At 63.6% G+C, this 18,418-nt stretch carries 15 protein-coding genes; 9 read left to right on the top strand and 6 right to left on the bottom strand.

The features are described 5' to 3' along the window. The first annotated feature begins 203 nt into the window (after nt 1-203). Entirely contained in the window at nt 204-1,577 is a 1,374-nt protein-coding gene (gene gltX, locus NMG70_RS18490) for a glutamate--tRNA ligase (RefSeq protein WP_254025882.1), read from the top strand. Here the strand turns inward: gltX and NMG70_RS18495 are convergent. From NMG70_RS18495 to NMG70_RS18505, 3 genes are all read right to left on the bottom strand, one after another. Further along, entirely contained in the window at nt 1,495-2,874 is a 1,380-nt protein-coding gene (locus tag NMG70_RS18495; RefSeq protein WP_254025883.1) for a DUF2865 domain-containing protein, read from the bottom strand. The two genes, gltX and NMG70_RS18495, sit on opposite strands and share 83 nt — an antisense overlap. A 65-nt stretch (nt 2,875-2,939) precedes the next feature. Further along, on the bottom strand, nt 2,940-5,282 hold the full coding sequence (locus tag NMG70_RS18500; protein WP_254025884.1) for an NADP-dependent malic enzyme: 2,343 nt from the start codon (nt 5,280-5,282) through the stop codon (nt 2,940-2,942). Between the two features lie 212 nt (nt 5,283-5,494). Then, a complete protein-coding gene (locus tag NMG70_RS18505) occupies nt 5,495-6,379 on the bottom strand; it encodes a LysR family transcriptional regulator (RefSeq protein ID WP_436798420.1) in 885 nt (294 codons plus the stop codon). A gap of 96 nt (nt 6,380-6,475) precedes the next feature. On the opposite strand from NMG70_RS18505, the gene NMG70_RS18510 reads away from it, so the two are divergent. Continuing rightward, nucleotides 6,476-7,549 (top strand): alpha/beta fold hydrolase, encoded by a 1,074-nt coding sequence (locus NMG70_RS18510; RefSeq protein WP_254025886.1) that lies wholly within the window; start codon nt 6,476-6,478, stop codon nt 7,547-7,549. 124 nt (nt 7,550-7,673) lie between these two features. Here the strand turns inward: NMG70_RS18510 and NMG70_RS18515 are convergent, their stop codons facing one another. Next, nucleotides 7,674-8,690 (bottom strand): LysR family transcriptional regulator, encoded by a 1,017-nt coding sequence (locus tag NMG70_RS18515; RefSeq protein WP_254025887.1) that lies wholly within the window; start codon nt 8,688-8,690, stop codon nt 7,674-7,676. 333 nt (nt 8,691-9,023) lie between these two features. On the opposite strand from NMG70_RS18515, the gene NMG70_RS18520 reads away from it, so the two are divergent. Next, nucleotides 9,024-9,800: an MBL fold metallo-hydrolase gene (locus NMG70_RS18520; protein ID WP_254025888.1), complete on the top strand. Its 777-nt coding sequence runs from the start codon at nt 9,024-9,026 to the stop codon at nt 9,798-9,800. A 119-nt stretch (nt 9,801-9,919) separates the two neighbouring features. Here the strand turns inward: NMG70_RS18520 and NMG70_RS18525 are convergent, their stop codons facing one another. Next, nucleotides 9,920-10,699: an SDR family oxidoreductase gene (locus NMG70_RS18525; protein WP_254025889.1), complete on the bottom strand. Its 780-nt coding sequence runs from the start codon at nt 10,697-10,699 to the stop codon at nt 9,920-9,922. Between the two features lie 119 nt (nt 10,700-10,818). Here NMG70_RS18525 and NMG70_RS18530 point away from each other — a divergent pair, with 119 nt between their 5' ends. Both NMG70_RS18530 and NMG70_RS18535 read left to right on the top strand, forming a co-directional pair. After that, complete coding sequence (locus NMG70_RS18530; protein ID WP_436798421.1) at nt 10,819-11,649, top strand: UDP-2,3-diacylglucosamine diphosphatase; 831 nt, start codon at nt 10,819-10,821, stop codon at nt 11,647-11,649. Between the two features lie 212 nt (nt 11,650-11,861). Next, on the top strand, nt 11,862-13,079 hold the full coding sequence (locus NMG70_RS18535; protein WP_254025890.1) for an MFS transporter: 1,218 nt from the start codon (nt 11,862-11,864) through the stop codon (nt 13,077-13,079). Here NMG70_RS18535 and dgcA read toward each other — a convergent pair. Beyond that, the gene (dgcA, locus tag NMG70_RS18540; protein WP_254025891.1) at nt 13,050-14,033 is read right to left on the bottom strand and encodes an N-acetyl-D-Glu racemase DgcA; all 984 of its coding nucleotides are present in this window, start codon (nt 14,031-14,033) and stop codon (nt 13,050-13,052) included. The genes NMG70_RS18535 and dgcA overlap by 30 nt on opposite strands. Nucleotides 14,034-14,132: 99 nt before the next feature. On the opposite strand from dgcA, the gene NMG70_RS18545 reads away from it, so the two are divergent. The 4 genes from NMG70_RS18545 to NMG70_RS18560 are packed head-to-tail and all read left to right on the top strand — an operon-like array spanning nt 14,133 to nt 18,243. Further along, nucleotides 14,133-15,320: an ABC transporter permease gene (locus tag NMG70_RS18545; RefSeq protein ID WP_254026232.1), complete on the top strand. Its 1,188-nt coding sequence runs from the start codon at nt 14,133-14,135 to the stop codon at nt 15,318-15,320. 1 nt (nt 15,321) lies between these two features. Beyond that, nucleotides 15,322-16,140, top strand: a complete 819-nt coding sequence (locus tag NMG70_RS18550; RefSeq protein ID WP_254025892.1) for an ABC transporter ATP-binding protein — start codon at nt 15,322-15,324, stop codon at nt 16,138-16,140. 14 nt (nt 16,141-16,154) lie between these two features. Beyond that, nucleotides 16,155-17,528 carry an MlaD family protein gene (locus tag NMG70_RS18555; protein WP_254025893.1) on the top strand — a complete coding sequence of 458 codons (1,374 nt, stop codon included), beginning with the start codon at nt 16,155-16,157 and terminating at the stop codon, nt 17,526-17,528. Nucleotides 17,529-17,574: 46 nt separating this feature from the next. Further along, on the top strand, nt 17,575-18,243 hold the full coding sequence (locus NMG70_RS18560; protein WP_254025894.1) for an ABC-type transport auxiliary lipoprotein family protein: 669 nt from the start codon (nt 17,575-17,577) through the stop codon (nt 18,241-18,243). Nucleotides 18,244-18,418: the final 175 nt, after the last annotated feature.

The following is an 18,418-nucleotide window of genomic DNA, read 5'->3' on the forward strand; positions in this document are numbered from 1 at the left end:
GCGTCCACTTGGACGCACAAAGTACGCTCTAACGCTTTTGAATCTGCGCATCGTGCTTTCCGAAAATCGGTTCCGATTTTCGGGCCGATGCGCTAGGACGCGCGGCGCTGCCGCCTTTTCATCGCCGTCGTCATGTTCTATGTCTGCGGCCAAGCGCGGGGGCGTCTCTTGTCAACAGCAAAACCATCCGTTACGCCCCGTTCATGACAGTTACCGTCCGTTTCGCCCCATCACCCACCGGCCGCATTCATATCGGCAATGCGCGCACTGCGCTGTTCAACTGGCTGTTCGCCATGAACAACAAAGGCCGCTTCATCCAGCGCTTCGACGACACCGACGTCGCGCGCTCGACGCAGGAATTCTCCGACGCCATCCTCTACGACCTGCATTGGCTGGGCATCTTTCCCGACGCCACGGAATACCAGTCGCGGCGCTTCGAGATCTACGATGCGGCGGTGGAGAAATTGAAGGCGGCGGGCCTTCTCTATGCTTGCTACGAAACACCGGAAGAACTCGATCTCAGGCGCAAGGTGCGCCGCACGCGCGGCCTGCCGCCGGTCTACGGCCGGGAGGCATTGACGCTGACGGCTGAGCAGATCGCCGAATACCAGTCAGATGGCCGCCGGCCGCACTGGCGCTTTCTCCTGCCCAATTTCACCAGCGACCCGTTGCAGCTGGAGCGCACCGAAATCCACTGGAACGATCTGGTGCGCGGCGAGGAAACCGTCGATCTTGCCTCGCTTTCCGACCCGGTTCTCATGCGCGAGGACGGCACTTATCTTTACACGCTGCCTTCGGTGGTCGACGACATCGAAATGGGGATCAGCCATGTCATCCGCGGCGACGACCACGTCACCAACACCGGCGTGCAGCTAGCCTTGTTCCAGGCGCTGGGTGCCGAGCCGCCGGTGTTCGGTCACCACAATCTGTTGACCACCGCATCGGGCGAGGGCCTGTCGAAGCGGAGCGGCGCGCTGTCCATCGAGAGCTTGCGCGAGAACGGCATCGAACCGATGGCCGTCGCCTCGCTGGCGGTGCTTGTCGGCACCTCGGAAAACGTCGTCGCGGTGCAGACGATGACTGAGCTTGCCGAGCGCTTCGATCCGGCGGCGACATCGAAATCCGCCGCCAAATTCGATCCGGACGAGCTCTTCGTGCTCAATCGCACGCTGCTGCACCATATGCCGTTTTCCGAGGCGCGCGACCGGCTGATCGTGCTCGGCATTTCCGGCGAACAGGCTGAGCCCTTCTGGCTGGCGGTGCGCGGCAATCTCGACAGGCTGGCCGACGCCGCAATCTGGTGGCGCACGCTTCGCCACGGCCCGCAGGAGCAGCCGGACTTTTCCGACGTCGACCGCGATTTCCTTCACCAGGCGTTCGATCTTTTGCCGGAAGACCCCTGGGACGGGTCGGTCTGGAAGGAGTGGACCGGCAGGATCAGGGAAGCGACCGGCCGCAAGGGCAAGGCGCTGTTCACGCCGCTCAGGCTGGCGCTTACGGGCCAGCCCTCGGGGCCGGAGCTTGCAGATCTGTTGCCGCTGCTGGGTCGGGAAGGAACGTTGGCCCGACGACCCTGACCTTGCGCTGTTCCGGCGGCGGCAAGGTCGTCGGCGAGGGTTTTACGCCGAGGCGCTCGATGGCTTCGCGATCGAGCCGGCCTTCGACATTGGCCAAACTCTCGGGGTCGGCGGGGTCAGCCTGTTTCGGGCCTGGCGGGTTGCCGGCAATGATTTCGAAATTCTGTGCAGCGTTGCAGCCGCAGGCCGGCGGGCGCGCGGGCTGCTTGTAGAGATAGGCGGTCGGCAGTTCGCTGTAGGGCCGGCCGGTTACCGAAGACGTCATGCCGCCCGAGTCCTCGCCAAAGCCGCGCGTATAAAACACCTGCATCTCGGTGCCGGGGCAACTCGAATCGCAGTTCTTCTGGTCGCGTTCGAAATCGCCCAGCGAGGCAGCATTCGACATCGGGAAGAAATAGCCGTCGCAGGTGCGCACGCACATTGTGCGGAATTCGCCGTGCGGCTGGCCCATGTCGTCGGCATTGTCGAGCATGGTACGGATGTCGCGCGGGCCCACAGCTTGATTGGGCTCTTCAGGTCGGTCGGGCGCGCCGGGTCCAATTGCGTCGCTGCCCAAAAGCTGGTCGAGCAAGTTTCGGTCGCCGGTTCCAAGGCTGGCGTCGCGGCCCGGTGCCGGCTTTGGCGGCGCCGCATCATCGCGGCAGCCATTGGCGTCGAGCGAAGCCAATATGCGTGCGCGATTGCGGCGCGAGCCGCCCCCGGCGAGTTCAGCGCGCTTGGCTTGCAAGCCGTCGAGATTGACTGCCATGCGATCGATGGTGGCGTCGAGTGTGGCGCATGCGTTGGCGTTGCGGCGCGACAGCGAAAAGCCGCAGCCGGCGCGGCTGGATTGGCTGACGGCCTTTGAAATCTGCTGGCGCTGCCGCACGATTGCAGCATCATATTTCCTGAGCAGGGCCGGCTTGGTGCCGCCGCCGCGCGAAGCGGCCGCGAGATCGGCTTCCAGTTGCCGGCAAACACCGGAGGCGGCCTGCGGCTGGGTGATGGCAAAGCCTGACAATGCCAGGGCACCGAGCAGTGCTGCGGCACGCGTCAGCTTCAGCGGCTTCAAGCCCCGGGCGTTGGCGCTGCCCCTCACCTGCCTGCCGGCATCCTCTCCCCCTATAGGGACGGGGAGAGGGGCGCTGTCATCGACGGTTTCGCCAATCACCAGCGTCGCAGGCAGGGCGCCGAGGCTGCGGCCTGCCCCCTTCTCCCCGTCACTATACGGGGAGAAGTGCCCGGCAGGGCGATGAGGGGCAGCGCCAACCTCGACAGTTGATGCGGCGGCATGCGTCAGCTTCCACCTCCCGCCCATCCGGAACTCCGCTCGCCTCGTCCGTTGCGAAGGTTACCGCGTCTGCGGCTAACTGTTCATTTAGCTTATCGCGAAAGGCCGGTTTCGCCCAGAGTTACAACCGCCTGCGCCTTGTGGGCCGCTTCGACCACGGCGAGCGCCGTCATGTTGACGACGCCGCGCGATGTCACCGACGGCGTCAATATATGCGCCGGTCTGTCGGTGCCGAGCAGGATCGGGCCGACATGGAGCGCGTCCATCATCGCGCGCAGCGCGGTGAGCGTGATGTTCGCCGAATCGAGATTGGGAAAGACCAGCAGATTGGCTTCGCCTTTTAGCCGCGAATGCGGATAGACCCGCTGGCGCAGCGGCTCCGACAGAGCCGAGTCGGCATGCATCTCGCCGTCGCATTGCAGGTCTGGCGCGATGCGCGCCAGGATCGCCGCTGCCTGCCGCATCTTGAGCGCGCTTGGCGAGTCGCGTGAGCCGAAATCCGAATGCGACAGCAGGGCGGCCTTGGGCTCGATGCCGAAGCGCTGGATTTCTTCGGCTGCCAGCACCGTCATCTCGGCGATTTCCTCGGCGGTCGGATCGACGGTGACATGGGTGTCGGTGAGGAAAATGATGCCGCGCTGCGAGATCAGCATCGAAAGCGTCGACAGGTCGTGATCCTTGATGCCGGCGCGCGGGCCGATGATCAGGGTGACATTGCGCAAATGCCGCTCGAAACGTCCTTCCAGGCCGCAAACCATGGCGTCGGCGTCGCCACGCTTGAGGGCAAGTGCGGCGATTACCGTGTTGTCGGTGCGCACCATGGTGCGCGCGGCCTCCGTCGTGACGCCACGCCGGCCGGCGAGTTCGATCAAAAGGTCGACATAATGGCGATAACGCGGATCGTCCTCGGGATTGATCAGGCCGAAATCGACGCCCGGCTTGATGCGCAGCCCATAGCGCTTCAGCCGGACTTCGATGACATGCGGGCGGCCGATCAGGATCGGCTCGGCGATGCCTTCCTCCAGCACCACTTGGGCGGCGCGCAGCACGCGCTCGTCCTCGCCGTCGGCATAGATGACGCGCTTGGCGCTCGACGTCTTGGCCATCGTGAACACCGGCTTCATGACCAGGCCGGAGCGGAAGACGAAGCGGTTGAGCGTGTCGATATAAGCGGCAAAGTCGGTGATCGGCCGTGTCGCGACGCCGGTGTCGCAGGCGGCCTTGGCCACCGCCGGCGCGATGCGCAGGATCAGCCGCGGGTCGAAGGGCGACGGGATCAGGAAGTCGGGCCCGAAGATCGGCGTTTCGCCGGAATAGGCGCGGGCGGCGACATCCGACGGTTCCTCGCGGGCCAGGGCTGCGATCGCCCGCACCGCAGCCATTTTCATCTCTTCGTTGATGGCGCTGGCGCCGCAGTCTAGCGCACCACGGAAAATGTAAGGAAAACAAAGTACGTTGTTGACCTGGTTGGGAAAATCGGAGCGGCCGGTGCAGATCATCGCGTCGGGTCGCGCCGCCCGCGCCGCTTCCGGCATGATCTCGGGGTTGGGGTTGGCCAGCGCCAGGATCAGCGGTTTTGGCGCCATGTGCTGGAGCAATTCCGGCTTCAGCACGCCGGCGGCCGAAAGCCCCAGGAACACGTCGGCGCCCGGCAGCACATCGGCCAGCGTGCGCGCCTCGGTGTCCTTCACATAGGGGTCCTTCCAGCGGTCCATCTCGTCGACGCGGCCCTTGTAGGCGACGCCGAAACGGTCTGTGACCCAGATGTTTTCGATGCGCGCGCCAAGCAAAACCAGCAAGTTGAGGCAGGCGAGGGCAGCTGCCCCGGCGCCGGAGGTGACGATCTTGATGTCGGAGATCGTCTTGCCGGAGAATTCCAGCCCGTTGAGCACGGCGGCGGCGACGATGATCGCGGTGCCGTGCTGGTCGTCGTGGAAGACCGGTATCGCCATGCGGGCCTTCAGCCGTTCCTCGACCTCAAAACATTCGGGCGCCTTGATGTCCTCGAGGTTGATACCGCCGAAGGTCGGCTCCAGCGCCGAGATCGTCTCGACCATCCGCTCGATGTCAGGCGCGTCGATCTCGATGTCGAAGACGTCGATGCCGGCGAATTTCTTGAACAGCACGGCCTTGCCTTCCATCACCGGCTTGGAGGCCAGCGGGCCGATATTGCCCAAGCCGAGCACCGCCGTACCGTTGGAGACGACCCCAACCAGATTGGCGCGCGCCGTGTAGTCGGCGGCGGCGGCCGGATTGTCGCGGATTTCCAGACAGGGCGCCGCGACGCCGGGCGAATAGGCAAGCGCCAGGTCGCGCTGGTTGCCGAGCGGCTTTGTCGCTTGGATTTCAAGCTTTCCAGGCCGTGGATGCTTGTGGAAATAGAGGGCGGCTTCATCGAGGTCCGACCGGGCTGCTTTTTTGTTTTCGCCTTGCATACGGGCCTCCCTGCGATCCTGCCTTGAAGCCCTTTTAGCATGCAGCGTTGGTTTTTCACGATGCCAAATGACGCAACCGCCAAATAGGGGGAAGGATCGTGGAAAACCATACCATGTCAGATCGTTGCGCTGAAATCCTCACCTGCCTTGTCGCGGCCGGTGCGGATGTCATCGAGCGCGTCGCGCGGCCGGGCGTGTCCAGTCGCGGGCGGTCAACTCACGTCTGGACGAGCCTCAAGCAGTTTCCAGACGCTATCGACAATCGCCGGCCGTGGCCGCCGTTTGGCGATCACGGCAAGTGGCCAGGCGGGCAGCGATACGTCGGCGATCGCTGCATAGCGGACGCCCTGAAACACAAGGTGCTGCGTCGATCGTGGCAGCAGCGCCGCGCCCAAGCCGGCGGCTACGAGCGAGAGCATGGTCAGTGCCCGCGTTGCCTCCTGGACGATCCGCACCTCGAGACCAGCCCTGGTGAACGTGTCCATGATGCGGGCATGGAGCGACGGGCCTTGTGCAGCCGGAAACATGATGAGCCCGTGGCGGGCGATGTCCGTCAGCGTCACCCCATGCGTCCGCCGGTCTTCAGGCAGAACTGCAATAAGATCTTCAGCAGGATAGTCATGGACGTCGAGACGTTGGTCAGTCCCGAGCGGTGTATGCACGAAACCGATGTCGATCTCACTCCTCGACAGCGCCGCAATCTGCTCATTGGTGGACATCTCGATGAGCTTTGGATGGATGTCCGGATATTTCTCGCGAAGCCGGGACAGGAGATGCGGGAGATGTTCGTAGAGAGCCGCCGACACGAAGCCGATCCTGATCTCGCCAGCTTCGCCGTCATGCGCTGCGCGGGCGACGTGAAGCGCCGCATCGGCGTGCAGTACCGATGCCCGCGCCTCCTCCACGAACCCCGCGCCGGCGCGCGTCAAGGTCAGGCGGCGGTTGGCCCGCTCGAACAGCTTGACGCCGAGTTCTTTCTCCAGTCGAGCGATCGATTGACTGAGCGGAGGCTGCGCCATGGCCAGCCGCAGAGCGGCACGCCCCATATGCAATTCCTCCGCAACGGCGAGGAAATGTCGCAAGTGCCGAAGTTCCATATCTTGACGATATCAAACGCGCTCAAATACGTCATCGAAAAGATATCGAATAGCTGACAGTCTGTGCGAAACGCGATTGCGATCGGAGATATCATCATGTCCCATTTCACCGCCTTTCCCCTTGTGCTTGCAGCAGCCATGATGGCCGCGGCTCCAGTTCCGGCAGGAGAGCCGGATCTTGTCCGGGCCGACAGGTTCGTCGAACTACCGACGGGCGAGCGCCTCTTCGTCCGGCAGGTGCGCCGTCCTGGCGCAGCGTCCGAAGCCAAGTCCTCCGTCCTCCTTATCCATGGCGCACGCGTGCCCGGCGTTGCGTCCTTCGATCTGCCTATTGCGGGCGGATCGCTTGCCGCCGACCTCGCGGCGGACGGGCACCTTGTCTATGTCCTGGATCTTCGCGGCTACGGCGCATCGAGCCGCCCTGCGGCCATGGACAGGCCGCCGGACAAGTCCGCTCCCCTGATGCGCACCGAAGACGTCGTGGCGGATATTTCCGCAGCGGTCGACGCCATCGCGAAATGGAGCGACGTCTCAAGGGTCAACCTCGTCGGCTGGGCCACCGGCGGGCATTGGGCCGGCGCCTATGCCAGCCGGTTTCCGCAGACGGTTGATCGGCTCATCCTCTACAACACTCTATATGGAGGCTCAGACCAGCACCCCACCCTTGGCACCGGCTCGCCGCTTGAAAATCCTGACCGGCCCGAGACGTTCAATGTCCATGCGTTCGGCGGTTATCGGCTGAATACACGTCCGAGCCTGTTCACCGCCTGGGACGATAGCATCCCGGTCGCGGACAAGGCTCAGTGGCGCGATCCCGCGGTGGCCGCGGCCTATGGTGATGCGGCACTCGCCTCCGACGAGACGGCGTCGACGCGCCAGCCGCCGAGTTTCCGGTCACCGAGCGGCGCCATGGCCGACAGTTTCGAACTCGCCTTCGATCGCCGGCAATGGTCGGCGGCGGCGCTCACCATGCCGGTGCTCGTCATCCGCTCCGGACGGGATTTCTGGAGCCGACCGGAGGATGCGAAGACAATCGTGGACGAAGCACCAAAAGCGGAACGCCTGGACATCCCGGACGCTACGCACTTCGTGCATCTCGACCGCGAGGCCGCAGGGCGCGGTGTGTTCCTTGACTCCGTGAAGCGGTTTCTCGATCGGCAGGAGGAATGACCATGAAGGGTAGTTCATGTGTCCTGCGGGAGCAGCAGCCGCAACGGTGTCAGGTCGACCGCCTCCCGGCTTTGCGGCTACCGTCCACCCGACAGCCACTCACCGCGCGGTTGCGGGGCTACGCCTATCTCCGCCGCGCCACATCTCGACTCTCCCGTCTCCGCCATTTCCCTGGCGTACAAACGTCAGACTTCACTAGGCCGGCGCCGTTTCGTTGGATGTACATGCTTTTTTTGTCATCGATGAGCGCCCCCATCGCGGCGAGGTGCTCGGTGAAGCCGTCAACGAACCGCCTGACCTTCAATGGTATGAAGCGGTTCGACGGATAGACCGCATGCACGTGGTGCGGTGCGTAGTGCCAGTCCGGCAGTACATATTCGAGCCGCTCTTGGGCGACGAGCGGGTCGAGTATCACTTTGTGCCCGAGACCGATGCCGATGCCAGACAGCAGTGCCTGCTGGTTAAGGAGCGAATTGTTGGAGCACATGGTCGGCCGGATCCGCACCTCGGCCTTTTCGCCGCCTGGGCCGGTGAGCGGCACGATATCGCGCGTCGTGATGTGGGCGTAAAGCAGGTAGTCATGCTTGGCAAGATCCTCGGGCCGCCGCGGCCGTCCCATCCGGTCGAGATAGTCCGGCGTTGCCGCAAGGCGTCGCTCCATCATCCCGAGCTTGCGCACGATCAGCCGATCGTCGTTGATGGTCCCCATGCGGATCACGACGTCGAGCCTTTCTGCGATCACGTCGACGAAGCTGTCGGTCAGCGCCACGTCGAGTATCAGGTCCGGGTAGGTGCGCTTGAACTCGATTAGATAATTGCCGAGCACACCGGCACCGAAGCTGGCCGGCGCGCCGACGGCAAGACGTCCGCACATCTTCGATTCGAGGCAGCCGACGCTGCGGTCCGCCTCCTCGATGCGCTCAATGATGTCGCGGGCGCGCTCCAGATAACGCCGGCCGGCTTCCGTCGGCGAAACATGGCGGGTCGTACGGTCAAAAAGCCGAACGCCGAGGCGCTTTTCCAGTGCACGGATCTGCTGGCTGACGGCCGGCTGGCTCAAGCCCAGTTCACGCGCTGCCGCCGAGAAGCTGCCGGTCTCGGAGGCGCGTATGAAGCTGGTCAGCTCGGTCAGGCGATCCATGATAGCAACTCCCCGTCGTGATTAATAAGCAAGGGTAATAGCCTATATAAGATACAGGCAAGTGCAAAAAGCTGAACCTATGAAGTAGACCCGTCTTGCTCTGACCCGGAGCCTCCACGATCCCCCAACCGGAGATGATGCCATGACGCTTTCCCGCCGTCATTTTCTCGCCAGTGCCGGTCTAGCCGGCGGCGCCCTTCTAGCCGGCACCTCCGTTCCGGCCTTGGCCCGTGCGCCGCTGGCTCACGCCCCGACCCTTGGCGCGCTGCGCCGCAAGGTGGGTTCGATCGAGGTCACGGCGCTGCTGGACGGCTATATCGACATTGGTTCCGAGTGGTCATCGGGCTCGCTGAGGCCGATGCGGAGCGGCTGGCTGAGGCCAGCTTCCAGAAGCCCGGACCGCGCCGCGCACCGGTCAATGCCTATCTCATCAATCTGGGCGACCGTCTGGTGCTCGTCGACGCCGGTACGTCGAACAGCATGGGCCCGTCACTCGGCCGACTTCCGGCCGCTATCGAGGCGGCCGGCGTCTCTCCGGACCAGATCGACACATTGCTGATTACCCACATGCATCCCGACCATATCAACGGCGTGCTGACTCCCGCCGGCCAGGCGCTGTTTCCCAATGCCGAGTTCATCGTCACCGCCGCCGATTACGCCTTCTGGCATGACGACGCGAACATGAACCAAGCGCCGGACGAGGCAAAGCCGTTCTTTATCGGGGCACGCCGGGCTGCCGCCGCTTATGCGGACCGCCTGCGGCAAGTGGACGGCGAGCGCGAGGCGGTCGGCTCGATCCGCACCGTGCCATTGCCCGGCCACACGCCGGGCCATGCCGGCTTCATCGCGGAATCGGACGGCGACGCGCTGTTCATCTGGGGCGATGTCGTGCACATGGCGACCTACCAGTTCGCGCGCCCGGACTGGAGCATCGCCTTCGATGTCGATTCCAAGCTGGCTGCCGAAACTCGCAAGCGGACGCTCGACCGGGTCGCTGCTGACCGGATGCTGATCGCCGGCATGCATTTGCCGTTCCCCGGCATCGGCCATGTGGCGCGCGATGGCGACGCCTATCGCTTCGTGCCGGACGAATGGCCCTATTCACTGTAGCGGCGGCCAGCGCGGGAAGGGGCCATCATAGCCCTGCTTTCAGGGCCGTCGCTTCCTGACCAAGAACGGCCGAGATGGATCGTCTCCCGGCGTTCCCAGCGGGTACCAAGCGTTAGGGACTAGAACGCGCTGACATAGGCGCCGCCGTCGACCGGTATGTTCTGCCCGGTCAGGTAGCCGGCATGAACCGAGCACAGGAAAGCGCAGATCTGGCCGAATTCCTCCGGCGTGCCGAGCCGCTTGGCCGGAACGTTGGCTGCTGCCTGGGTCTTGCGTGCGGCGGCGGCAGCCGGAGCTTCGGGGGTGCCAGCTTCATGCGGGGGACGCAGCCGGTCGGTGTCGAGCTTGCCCGGCAGCATGTTGTTGATCGTCACATTGCGGTCGATCACCGTCCGTGCGACGCCGGCAAGGAACGAGGTCAGGCCGGCGCGCGCGCCGGACGACAGATCGAGGCCGGGAATGGGAACATAGACCGACAGCGAGGTGATGTTGACGATGCGGCCGAAGCCGCGCTCGGCCATGCCGTCGATCACAGCCTGAACCAGTTCGACCGGGGTCACCATGTTCTGGGTGACACCTTCGAGGATTTTTTCGCGGTCGAGTTCGCGAAAATCGCGAAGCGGCGGGCCGCCATTGTTGTTGACGAGGATATCTGGATCGGGACAGGCGGCAAGCAGCGCCTTCTGCACCTCGGGCTTCGACACGTCGCCGACGATCTCGGTCACCTTGACGCCGAATCTTTCGCGCAGTTCGGCGGCGGTCTTGGCCAGTTGGTCGGCGTTGCGCCCGTTGACGACCAGGTCACAGCCGGCTTCGGCCAGCGCCATGGCGCAACCGCGCCCAAGCCCCTTGCTCGAAGCACAAACTATGGCCTTTTTTCCGCGAATACCGAGATCCATGGCGATTTTTCCTCTGATTAGGGTCGCAACCTACTCTTGGGGCTGGACCAATCGCAACCGTCATACGGTTGTTGCATGAATCAAGGCATAGCCTGTTCGGAAGCAACGGTGAGAATCCAATGCCTGGCGCAGAGCCCCGCACATTCCGCAGCATGTTCATCTCCGACGTCCATCTCGGATCGAAGGCGGCGAAGGCCGAGTTCCTGATCGATTTCCTGCGCCATCACGACGCCGATATCATCTATCTCGTCGGCGACATCGTCGACGGCTGGCGGCTGAGACGGAACTGGCACTGGCCGCAAAGCCACAATGACGTCGTCCAGAAATTGCTGCGCAAGGCGCGCAAGGGCGCCAGCATCACCTACATCGCCGGCAATCACGACGAATTCGCGCGCCAGTTCCAGGGTGTGCATTTCGGCGGCATCGTCGTCGCCGATCGCGTTATCCACGAGACCGCCGACGGCAAACGCTTTCTTGTCATCCATGGCGACCAGTTCGACACCGTCGTCCACAATGCGCGCTGGCTGGCCTATCTCGGCGACTACGCCTATGACGCGGCGATGCTGGTCAACCGCGTGGTGACGCGGCTGCGCCAGGTGCTTGGCCTGCCATACTGGTCGTTTTCGTCCTGGGCCAAGGTCAACGTCAAGAAGGCGGTGAATTTCATCGGCTCGTTCCAGACCATGCTGACCGAGGAAGCGCGCCGCTCGCATGTCGACGGCGTGATCTGCGGTCACATCCACCATGCCGCGATCGAGAGCTACGAGGACGTGCAGTACATCAACACCGGCGACTGGGTCGAGAGCTGCACCGCAGTGGTCGAGCATTTCGACGGCCAGATGGAGATTCTGCACTGGTCGCATGTCCTGCCGGAGGCTCCGGTCGGCAGCGAAGTGCTGGTGCCGATCGAGATCGTCGACATCAAGGGCAGGGCAGTCCAGGCTGCCTGACGCGATAATGTGTTAATGCATGTCGCGCAAAAGTGTGCAGCGGTTTTGCGGTAACGACATGCATAAACAAGAACCTAAAGCGCGTCGCATGAGGCCGGTCAAACGCGACGCGCTTTAGTCCAGGCGGTTTCATCGCTTTTTTCGGCATGTTATGGGATCGGCGTGCGTTGGTTGGCCGGCCGGTCGAATGCTGCGCGACGGATTGCCTGTTGATGTCCTCCCTGCCGCCGCTTTCACCCGAACAGCTCGTCAAGCCGCGTCATTTCGAACTGCGCATGGGCCTGATCTTCTTCACGCTTTTCGTGCCGCTCGGGATACATTTGCCATACTTTCCGCTGTGGCTGCAGGCAAACGGTTTTGATGCCGAGCAGATAGCGGTGGTTCTCGCGGCACCGATGTTCCTGCGCGTGGTGACGACGCCATTGCTTACGGCACTGGCCGACAGGGCGAGCGACCGCGCCCATGTTTATGTCGCGCTGATGGCCGCATCACTGGCGCTGTCCGCCGGTTATTTCCTGACGCCGACCTATGCCATGGTGCTGGCCGTTTCGCTGGCGCTCACCGTCGCCTGGACGCCGCACTCGCCAATTGCCGATTCGCTGGCGCTGTCGGGGGTGCGTCGCTTCGGCTCGAACTATGCAAACATGCGCAAATGGGGATCGATCTCCTATCTGTGCGCAAATCTTGCGGGCGGTTTCATCCTGTCGGCGACCGGCGCCCAGGCTGTTCCGGTGATCATCTTCGTGGCCTTCGGCGCCGCACTTGTCGTCGCACTGATCGCACCGCGGCTCGGCCGTCCCCGCCGTGCCTCGCCGCTTTCGGCTGCCGACATCCAGCACTCGGCGCCAAAACTCCTCAACGGCTATTTCCTGTATTTCTCCGTCGGCGTCGGCGTCATCACCGCCAGCCACGCGTTTCTCTACGGCTTCGTCTCGATCTACTGGAAATCGATCGGCATCGGCGATTCTGTGGTCGGGCTGCTTTGGGGTTGGGGTGTCCTGGCCGAGATCGGCATGTTCATGATCTTTACCCGGGTTTTCGGTTCCGTCTCGGTCGTGTCGATCATGGTGATGGCGGGAATAGGGGCGATCGTGCGCTGGATTGCCTTTCCCTTGATCTGGCCGCTTGGCCTTGGCGTTGGGGGGTTTTTCGCAGTCCAGACGCTGCACGCGGTTTCGGTGGCGCTGGTGCTGATCGGCCTGCAGAAAATGATCGGTGAGACGGTCGCGGAGGAACGCACCGGGGCCGCGCAAGGCATCGCCTATTTCTCCAACGGCTTTTTCACCGCCGTGGTGACGCTGCTGTCCGGCCCGCTTTACGACCGCTTCGGCGTGGACGGCTTTTTTGCCATGATCCCGATCGCCCTGGTCGGCCTTGTGCTGATCGGGCTTGCGGCGCGTTCAGCCCCACAGCGCCGGATCGGGCGGTGACACCAGCGAACCCTGGTAGACAAGGCCAGGCGCACGGTCGCGGGCCAGCAGCAGCGGGCCGTCGAGATCGACAAAATCGGCATCCTGGGCCAACAGCACGGCCGGCGCCATGGCCAATGACGTGCCGACCATGCAGCCGACCATGACGCCAAAACCCAGTTCGCGGGCGCGATCGCGAAGGACGAGGGCAGCGGTCAAGCCGCCCGACTTGTCGAGCTTGATGTTGACCGCATCGTAAAGGCCGACAAGCGAGGCAAGGCCCTGTGCCTCATGCACGCTTTCATCGGCGCAGATCGGCACCGGATGCGCGATTTGGCGAAGGATGCCGTCACGGCCCGCCGGCAGCGGCTGTTCGATCAGCGCGATGCCGTGCTCGGCGGCAAAGGCCAGGTTTGCAACGATGTTGTCGTCGCTCCAGCCCTCATTGGCGTCCAGGATGATGCGGCTCGCCGGTGCCGCCTCCCTGACCGCGCGGATGCGGGCCATATCGTTGTCGCCGCCGATCTTGACCTTGAGCAGCGGGCGCAGGGCGTTGGCGCGGGCCTGGGCTGCCATTGCCTCGGGCTCAGCGAGCGACAGCGTGTAGGCCGTCTCAAGCGCCCTCGGCGGCGCCATACAGATGCTGGAAGCGACCGGCTTGCCTGCGATCTTCGCCTCCAGGTCCCATAGCGCGCAGTCGGCGGCGTTGCGCGCCGCGCCCGCCGGAATGGTGTCGAGCAGCGCGGCCCGGCTGATGCCGCCCGCAATCTGCTCCCGCATCGCCTCGATCGCGTCGCGCACACTCTCGATGGTTTCGCCATAGCGTTTGTAGGGGACGCATTCGCCGCGCCCGCTCTGGCCGTCCTCGCGGATCGTCACTGTGACGACCTCGGCTTCGGTTTTCGAACCGCGCGAGATGGTGAAGGACCCGGCGATGGGAAAGCGCTCGGACTCGACCGAAATGACACGCGCCATATCTTTCTGCTCCGGCTGTGCGACAACAAACTTGTCGGCAAATCGACAGGTGGGTTCTGTCGGGGTAAACAGATGGCCCGTCAGACTAAACAGGACGCCATGTTGACGATCCGCAAACGCGACGCAAGCGGCACGACCGCCAAGGAGGCCGACCACCAGCCGCGCGTTGTGGTCGGCGAGGACGGCGGCGTTCTCGGCTGCGCTTTTTCCGGGACCTGGACGACACGCACCGTGGCGCTCGTCGATGCCGAGATGCGCAAGATCGAGCAACGCAGCGGTTTTCAGACGCTGGCGCTCGACCTCTCGCATATCGAGAAGATGGATACCGCCGGGGCCTGGGTGATCGACCGTCTGGTCAGCGCCTTCGAAAAGCAGGGTGTGAAAATCACGATGCAGGGGCAAAGCGAGGTTGCCTCGATCCTGCTCGGCGCCGTCGGTGACGCCGTTCGACGCGAACCTGATTCGGGCATCGTTGGGCCGCCGAATATCATCATTCGAGGGCTCGAGGCGGTTGGCCGGCGCGTCTATGAGATGCGTGACGATTTCCTGGCCGCGATGAACATACTGGGCGCCACGATACGCGGCGCGCAGATGAAGCTTGGCCGCGGCCATGCGGTCAATCCGGCGGCGATCTTCAACCAGATGGACCGCATGGGCGTCGGCGCCATCCCGGTGGTCGTGCTGATGTCGGCCATCGTCGGGGCGATCGTCGCTCAGCAAGGCGCCTATCAGCTCAGCTATTTCGGTGCCGATATCTTCGTCGTCGACCTAGTCGGCGTGCTGATCCTGCGCGAGCTCGGCGTGCTGATGACTGCGATCATGATCGCCGGCCGTTCGGGCAGCGCCATCACGGCTGAAATCGGCTCGATGAAAATGCGCGAGGAGGTCGACGCGCTGAAGGTCATCGGGCTTAATCCGATCGGCGTTCTGGTGTTTCCGCGGCTGGTCGCGCTGGTGATCGCACTGCCTTGCCTGACGATCATCGCCAATTTCGCCGCACTTGGCGGCGGCATCGCGGCGGCATGGCTCTATTCCGACATCGCACCGGCCGCCTTCATCGACCGGCTGCGCGTTGCCATCGATCTCAGCACCATCTTTGCCGGGCTGATCAAGGCGCCGTTCATGGCCATGATCATCGGCACGATCGCCTCCGTCGAAGGCATGAAGGTCGGCGGCAGCGCCGAATCGCTCGGGCAGCACGTGACTGCTTCGGTGGTGAAGTCGATCTTCGTGGTGATCATTCTCGACGGGCTTTTCGCCATGTTCTACGCAGCGATCGAGTTCTGACATGGCGCTGCTTGGCACAAAGCCGACCAGGACTACGCAAACGGCCGACGAGGACGAGATCGTGCTTTCCGCGCACGACATCACCGTCTCCTTCGCCGACAAGGTCATTCTCGACAAATTGTCGCTCCATATCCGGCGTGGCGAAATTCTCGGCTTCGTCGGCGCCTCGGGCGCCGGCAAGTCGGTTCTCCTGCGCACTATCCTCGGCCTGGTGCACAAGCAGTCGGGAACGATCAAGCTGTTCGGCGTCGATGTCGAAAAGGCGAGCGAGAGGGAGCGTCTTCGCATCGACATGCGCCTTGGCGTCCTGTTTCAGCACGGCGCGCTGTTTTCGGCGCTCACGGTGCTCGAAAACGTGCAGGTGCCGATGCGCGAATATCTCGACTTGCCGAAAAAGCTGATGGACGAACTGGCGATGCTCAAGGTCGAACTGGTCGGGTTGCCGCCGGATGCGGCGCAGAAATTCCCGTCCGAGCTTTCCGGCGGCATGATCAAGCGTGCGGCGCTGGCGCGCGCACTGGCGCTCGACCCCGACATCGTGTTCCTCGACGAGCCGACATCCGGCCTCGATCCGATCAGCGCGGCTGAGTTCGACGAACTGGTCGTCAAGCTGCGCGATACCATGGATCTGACCGTGTACATGGTCACGCATGACCTCGACACGCTGTTCACCGCGTGTGATCGGGTGGCCGTGCTCGGCAACAAGAAGGTGCTGGTCGAAGGCACGATCGACGACATGCTCAAAAGCGAGGAACCCTGGGTGAAATCCTATTTTCGCGGAAAACGTGCGCGGCAACTTGATCTTGCAGCCCGCGCATAGCCATAAGTGGGTAAATGGAAACCAGAGCCAACTACGTCATTGTCGGCATTTTCACGCTAGCCGCGATCCTGGCAGCATTCGCGTTCGTCTATTGGACGGCCGCGATTGGCGACAGGGGTGAGACGGCGATGCTGAAGGTGCGCATTCCGGGATCGGCTTCCGGCCTCGGCCGCGGCAGTTTCGTGCTGTTCAACGGGGTCAGGGTCGGGGATGTCAGGCGCGTCTATATCGACCCCGCCAATCCGAACAACGCAATAGCCGAAGCCGAAATAGGCAGGAACACCCCGATCACCAAATCGACGCAGGCCGATATCGGCCTTGCTACCCTCACCGGTCAGGCCAATATCGAACTCAGGGGCGCCGACCTCAAGGAGGTCAACCTTCTCGACCAGGCGGAGGCGGAGGGCGGCGTCGCCGAGATCGTCGCCAACCCGTCGGCGGTCACCAACCTGTTGCAGACGGCGCAGAACATCTTCACCCGCGCCGATACGGTTCTCACCCAGCTCGAAGGCTTCACCAGGGACGTTCGCGGGCCGCTGACGCAGACCGTCAACAATGTGCAGACCTTCTCCGACGCGCTGGCCAAGAATTCCGACGGCATCGACAAATTCCTCGCCAGCGTCAGTTCGCTGTCGGAGGAGTTGAGGGGCGTCTCCGGCAAGCTCGACGGCACGCTGAAGGCGGCGGAAGGGCTGCTCAACGCCGTCGACAAGGATCAGATCAAGAGCATCGTCGCCAATGTCGATACCGTGACCACGAACCTGAAGGAAACCAGCAAGCAGTTCGACACGGTCGTCAGGAATGTCGACACCGCGGTGGGGTCGATCAACGATTTCGCCCAAAGGACGCAAGGCACGCTGGCCAAGGTCGACGGCGTTCTCGACGGCATCGATCCGGCACAGGTTCGCACCGCGCTGGCCAACATCCAGAGGGCCAGCGAAAACGCCAACGAGGCTGCCGCCGACATCGCCAAGGTGACCAGCAAATTCGCCAACCGGGCCGACGATATCGACCAGACGATCAAGGACGCGCAGCAACTCGCGGCGCACCTCAACGACGCTTCGGTGCGCGTCGACGGCATCCTCGCCAAGGTCGATACATTGCTCGGCTCAGGCCAGGCCGACGGCATGATAGCCGATGCCAGGAACACTCTGAAATCGTTCAAGCAGGTTGCCGACACGCTGAACGCCCGCCTCGGCACCATCACCGACAATCTGGCGCGATTCTCCGGCCAGGGCCTGCAGGACGTCGAGGCGCTAGTCCAGGACAGCCGCCGTTCGATCAACCGCATCGAAGAGGCGGTGACGGATCTCAGCCGCAATCCGCAGCGAATCCTGTCAGGCGGCGAAGGCGAGGTTCGGCAATTCGATGGCAGGGCGCGGCGTTGACTTCGGCTTTCGCCGGCCCCAAGAACGGCAGGCAAGTACGCTGCGGATGCGATTTGCTCATTCGATTCGGGGACAACGGGGATCGCGTGTGAAGTCGGTCGTGCTTAAATTGGGCGGGGTCAAATCGGGCGGGCTCAAAGCGGGTGTGGCATTGCTTGCGCTTTCACTAGCCGGCTGCGCGTTTTTGCCGGGCGGCGGGCCGGCGCCGCTAGACACATTCGAACTGTCGGCGCCGTCGCTCGATGCGCGCGGCCGCGGCCGCCAGCAAATCCTCATCGCCCAGCCTTCCGCGCTCAAGGCGCTGGACAGCCAGAACATCGTCATCAAGCCGTCGGTGCGCTCGATCCAGTACCTCAAGGGAGCGCAATGGGCCGACCGGCTGCCGCTGATCGTGCAGGCGCGGTTGGCCGAGACGTTCCAGCGCTCGGGCAGTTTCGCCGGCGTCGGCAAGCCGGGCGAGGGCCTGGCGATCGACTATCAGGTGATCGTCGAGGTGCGTTCCTTCGAAGTCCGCGTCGACGGCGGCGAACATGCCGAGGTCGAGCTGTTCGTGCGGATATTGAACGACCGCAATGGCGAGGTGCGCGCCTCCAAGAGCTTCAACGCGACCGCGCCCGTCTCGGGCGGCGGCAACCAGGCCTATGTCGACGCGCTCGACAGGGCGTTCGGCGTTGCCGCCAAGGACATCGTCCGCTGGACCGATTCGGTGATCTGACCAAGCCGGAACTGCCGGGCACGGCACTCAATTGTCGAAGCCGGCGCCGACCCTCATCGCCCTGCCGGGCACTCTGCCCGAATAGTGACGGAGAGAAGGACGCCGTCACCGAGGATTTCGCCAATCTTCAGCGTTGCAGAATGGGTGCCGAGGTTGCCGTCATCGAGCTTCTCCC

It is taken from the genome of Mesorhizobium ventifaucium, from assembly GCF_935822925.1.
In the GTDB taxonomy this organism is placed as follows: Bacteria; Pseudomonadota; Alphaproteobacteria; order Rhizobiales; family Rhizobiaceae; genus Mesorhizobium; species Mesorhizobium ventifaucium.

Excerpts from the sequence above, each read along its gene's own strand:
- dgcA (WP_254025891.1), bottom strand. The coding sequence starts at position 14,033 with ATGGCGCGTGTCATTTCGGTCGAGTCCGAGCGCTTTCCCATCGCCGGG.
- NMG70_RS18555 (WP_254025893.1), top strand. The coding sequence starts at position 16,155 with ATGGAAACCAGAGCCAACTACGTCATTGTCGGCATTTTCACGCTAGCC.
- NMG70_RS18550 (WP_254025892.1), top strand. The coding sequence starts at position 15,322 with ATGGCGCTGCTTGGCACAAAGCCGACCAGGACTACGCAAACGGCCGAC.
- NMG70_RS18545 (WP_254026232.1), top strand. The coding sequence starts at position 14,133 with ATGTTGACGATCCGCAAACGCGACGCAAGCGGCACGACCGCCAAGGAG.
- NMG70_RS18510 (WP_254025886.1), top strand. The coding sequence starts at position 6,476 with ATGTCCCATTTCACCGCCTTTCCCCTTGTGCTTGCAGCAGCCATGATG.
- NMG70_RS18495 (WP_254025883.1), bottom strand. The coding sequence starts at position 2,874 with ATGGGCGGGAGGTGGAAGCTGACGCATGCCGCCGCATCAACTGTCGAG.
- NMG70_RS18530 (WP_436798421.1), top strand. The coding sequence starts at position 10,819 with ATGCCTGGCGCAGAGCCCCGCACATTCCGCAGCATGTTCATCTCCGAC.
- NMG70_RS18515 (WP_254025887.1), bottom strand. The coding sequence starts at position 8,690 with ATGGATCGCCTGACCGAGCTGACCAGCTTCATACGCGCCTCCGAGACC.
- NMG70_RS18535 (WP_254025890.1), top strand. The coding sequence starts at position 11,862 with ATGTCCTCCCTGCCGCCGCTTTCACCCGAACAGCTCGTCAAGCCGCGT.
- NMG70_RS18505 (WP_436798420.1), bottom strand. The coding sequence starts at position 6,379 with ATGGAACTTCGGCACTTGCGACATTTCCTCGCCGTTGCGGAGGAATTG.
- NMG70_RS18500 (WP_254025884.1), bottom strand. The coding sequence starts at position 5,282 with ATGCAAGGCGAAAACAAAAAAGCAGCCCGGTCGGACCTCGATGAAGCC.
- NMG70_RS18525 (WP_254025889.1), bottom strand. The coding sequence starts at position 10,699 with ATGGATCTCGGTATTCGCGGAAAAAAGGCCATAGTTTGTGCTTCGAGC.
- gltX (WP_254025882.1), top strand. The coding sequence starts at position 204 with ATGACAGTTACCGTCCGTTTCGCCCCATCACCCACCGGCCGCATTCAT.
- NMG70_RS18560 (WP_254025894.1), top strand. The coding sequence starts at position 17,575 with ATGCGATTTGCTCATTCGATTCGGGGACAACGGGGATCGCGTGTGAAG.